The 2,423-nt window shown below is 45.8% G+C and carries 5 protein-coding genes; 3 read left to right on the top strand and 2 right to left on the bottom strand.

All coding sequences use genetic code 11. The features are described from left to right. Positions 1–193 precede the first annotated feature (193 nt). Both AC5JL8_RS24275 and AC5JL8_RS24270 read right to left on the bottom strand, forming a co-directional pair. Positions 194–589, bottom strand: coding sequence for a type II toxin-antitoxin system VapC family toxin (locus tag AC5JL8_RS24275; protein ID WP_495882239.1), 396 nt, complete (start codon positions 587–589; stop codon positions 194–196). Beyond that, the gene (locus AC5JL8_RS24270; protein WP_495882238.1) at positions 586–843 is read right to left on the bottom strand and encodes a hypothetical protein; all 258 of its coding nucleotides are present in this window, start codon (positions 841–843) and stop codon (positions 586–588) included. The genes AC5JL8_RS24275 and AC5JL8_RS24270 overlap by 4 nt, the downstream gene beginning before the upstream one ends. A 149-nt stretch (positions 844–992) precedes the next feature. On the opposite strand from AC5JL8_RS24270, the gene AC5JL8_RS24265 reads away from it, so the two are divergent. The 3 genes from AC5JL8_RS24265 to AC5JL8_RS24255 all read left to right on the top strand — a co-directional run bounded on the left by AC5JL8_RS24265 (position 993) and on the right by AC5JL8_RS24255 (position 2,391). Further along, positions 993–1,196 (top strand): hypothetical protein, encoded by a 204-nt coding sequence (locus AC5JL8_RS24265; RefSeq protein ID WP_495882237.1) that lies wholly within the window; start codon positions 993–995, stop codon positions 1,194–1,196. 78 nt (positions 1,197–1,274) lie between these two features. Continuing rightward, positions 1,275–1,487, top strand: coding sequence for a hypothetical protein (locus AC5JL8_RS24260; RefSeq protein WP_495882236.1), 213 nt, complete (start codon positions 1,275–1,277; stop codon positions 1,485–1,487). Positions 1,488–1,530: 43 nt separating this feature from the next. Next, entirely contained in the window at positions 1,531–2,391 is an 861-nt protein-coding gene (locus tag AC5JL8_RS24255) for a leucine-rich repeat domain-containing protein (RefSeq protein WP_495882235.1), read from the top strand. Positions 2,392–2,423: the final 32 nt, after the last annotated feature.

Raw genomic sequence — 2,423 nt, 5'->3', positions numbered from 1 at the left:
GTCGTGTTGAGAGTCTTCAAAGTCGTGTTGAAAGACTTCAAAGTCGTGTTGAGAGTCTTCAAAGTCGTGTTGAAAGACTTCAAAGTCGTGTTGAGAGCCTTCAAAGTCGTGTTGAAAGGCTTCAAAGTCGTGTTGAGGTATTAAATAATGGGTTTCCCTAGCTTAACCCGACCTTGGGCGAAGGCGATCGCACTTACCAAATTGTTTTGATGTGTGGATAGTTGAAAATTTTTTGATCGCAGGTCATGAGTTCTATATTGCGGCGGTAGGCGATTGCAGCAATAATGCGATCGGCTGGATCTTTGTGGAAGTCGCCGGGTAATTGAGTGCTGGCGATTGCATCCAGTGGATCAAGTGGTTCTATGGTGATTCCAGGTCGAGTTTTTGCAATTGCAAACCATTCATTGACGGCAAGGGGGAGTGGTAGTTTTCCTGCACTATGCTTGACTGCAATTTCCCAAACAGAAATGGCAGAAACCATGAGCGCGTTTTGGTTTTCGCCTATGGTTAATAGGGTACGGCCACGGTGGGAAAGCTGTTCTGGAGTATGGAGCCACCAAAGCCAAGCATGAGTGTCGAGTAAAATCATTGTTCCAAAGCATCCCATAATTCAGGCATGGGTTCGTCAAAATCTGGAGGAATAGTAATGGGGATTCCGCGTAGGGGATGCTCAGGGTTGCGATCGCGGGTTAAATCAAGTTCGTCAGGGGATCGGGATGGCTGTGATGCTGAAGGCACTGTCAGGCTTTGAGCCAAAAGTTGAAGGATGCGAATCCTTTGGGCTAAATCGAGGCTGAGGAGTTGCTGCTCTAGTTCTTCAATGCTCATAGCTTCGCGCCTCATGGCTGTGTTATTTATTTTAGCTGAAACAGTAAGAAGCCTCTCGCCTACGCGAAGGGAAGCGATCGCACTCTAGGCGAAGGTACTTCAAAGTCATGTTGAAGTACTTCAAAATCATGTTGAGGTACTTCAAAGTCGTGTTTAAGTATTAAATGATGAGTTTCCCTAGCTTAACCCGACCTATAGCGAAGGCGATCGCACACTTGTTCAGGATGTGTAAAAATACGTTAGCGGAGCTTAACGAAGCGATCGCATCATTCATGTTATTGCAATTATCAGTAAATGTAGGGTGTGTTGTCGCCAAGCGCAACGCACCATCAACGATTCTAGGCGATAACTTCGTTAAGCTCCGCTAACGCATTGCCAATCTATAAATATAGCGGTTCTCAGTTGGATGCAATACAAATTATATCGTCGCGTGTAGGGGCACGGCATTGCCGTGCCCCTACGAGTGTATTGGACTCAACTTAGGTCTTAGGCTGCTCAAAGTGCGATCGCCTATGGCAGCGGGAGCGCGATCGCATGAGTTAAACATTGTTCATAACCACAAACGCAACATTTTTACAGCAGTTTTCACGTATTTGAACCACATCTACCATAGGGAACGCTGCTGTGCCATTATTTACAGACTAATTGCCGTAATTTAGAATACCTTGATATTATTTGGCTAATAGTTCAGCAATTTCGCTCATGACTGAGAAAGAACTGCTACAGGTAATTGAACAAGCGGCAATAGAGGGTGTAACAGAACTTGACCTCTCTGGTAATGAGTTAACGACTTTACCGCCTGAGATTGGCAAGCTAACTCAACTAAAAAAGCTAATTCTCGGCAAATACCTATATGACGAAGATGGTGATTTCGTCGGTACTATTGGTAACAACCTGAGCGCTTTACCTGTAGAAATTGGATTACTCAATCAACTTGAAGAACTTCAGGTTGTTGGTAATAGTTTAACTAGTCTGCCAGCGGAAATCGGACAACTGGTCAACTTGCGATCGCTCGACCTCTACAGTAATCAACTCAGCAGTCTGCCAAGCGAAATTGTCCAACTGGTGAACTTGCAATCGCTCGGCCTGGGCGAGAATCAACTCAGCAGTCTGCCAGCGGAAATTGTCCAACTGGTGAACTTGCAATCGCTCGACCTGGGCGGTAATCAACTCAGCAGTCTGCCAAGCGAAATCGGACAACTGGTCAAGTTGCGATCGCTCGATCTGGAATACAATCAACTGAGCAGTCTGCCGAGCGAAATTGTTCAACTGGTCAACTTGGAATCGCTCTACCTCGAAGGCAATCAACTAAGCAGTCTGCCGAAGGAAATTATCCAACTAGTCAACTTGCGATCACTCAATCTCAGGGGTAATGGCTTAACTAGTCTGCCGAGCGAAATTGTTCAACTGGTCAACTTGGAATCGCTCTACCTGAGTAGCAATCAGCTGAGCAGTCTGCCGAAGGAAATTGTCCAACTAGTCAACTTGCAATCGCTCTATCTCAGCCGCAATCAACTGAGCAGTCTGCCGAAAGAAATTGGGCGTTGCATAATAGAGGGATGAGTTGAGGTTGTCTACTGTGCAATGTCCATACT

The sequence above is a fragment of the Mojavia sp. genome (assembly GCF_059505145.1).
This window is presented reverse-complemented; position numbering and strand designations above follow the sequence as displayed.

Bases quoted from the DNA above. Each gene is read 5' to 3' on its own strand.
- AC5JL8_RS24275 (WP_495882239.1), bottom strand. From the start codon at position 589: ATGATTTTACTCGACACTCATGCTTGGCTTTGGTGGCTCCATACTCCA.
- AC5JL8_RS24270 (WP_495882238.1), bottom strand. From the start codon at position 843: ATGAGGCGCGAAGCTATGAGCATTGAAGAACTAGAGCAGCAACTCCTC.
- AC5JL8_RS24265 (WP_495882237.1), top strand. From the start codon at position 993: ATGATGAGTTTCCCTAGCTTAACCCGACCTATAGCGAAGGCGATCGCA.
- AC5JL8_RS24255 (WP_495882235.1), top strand. From the start codon at position 1,531: ATGACTGAGAAAGAACTGCTACAGGTAATTGAACAAGCGGCAATAGAG.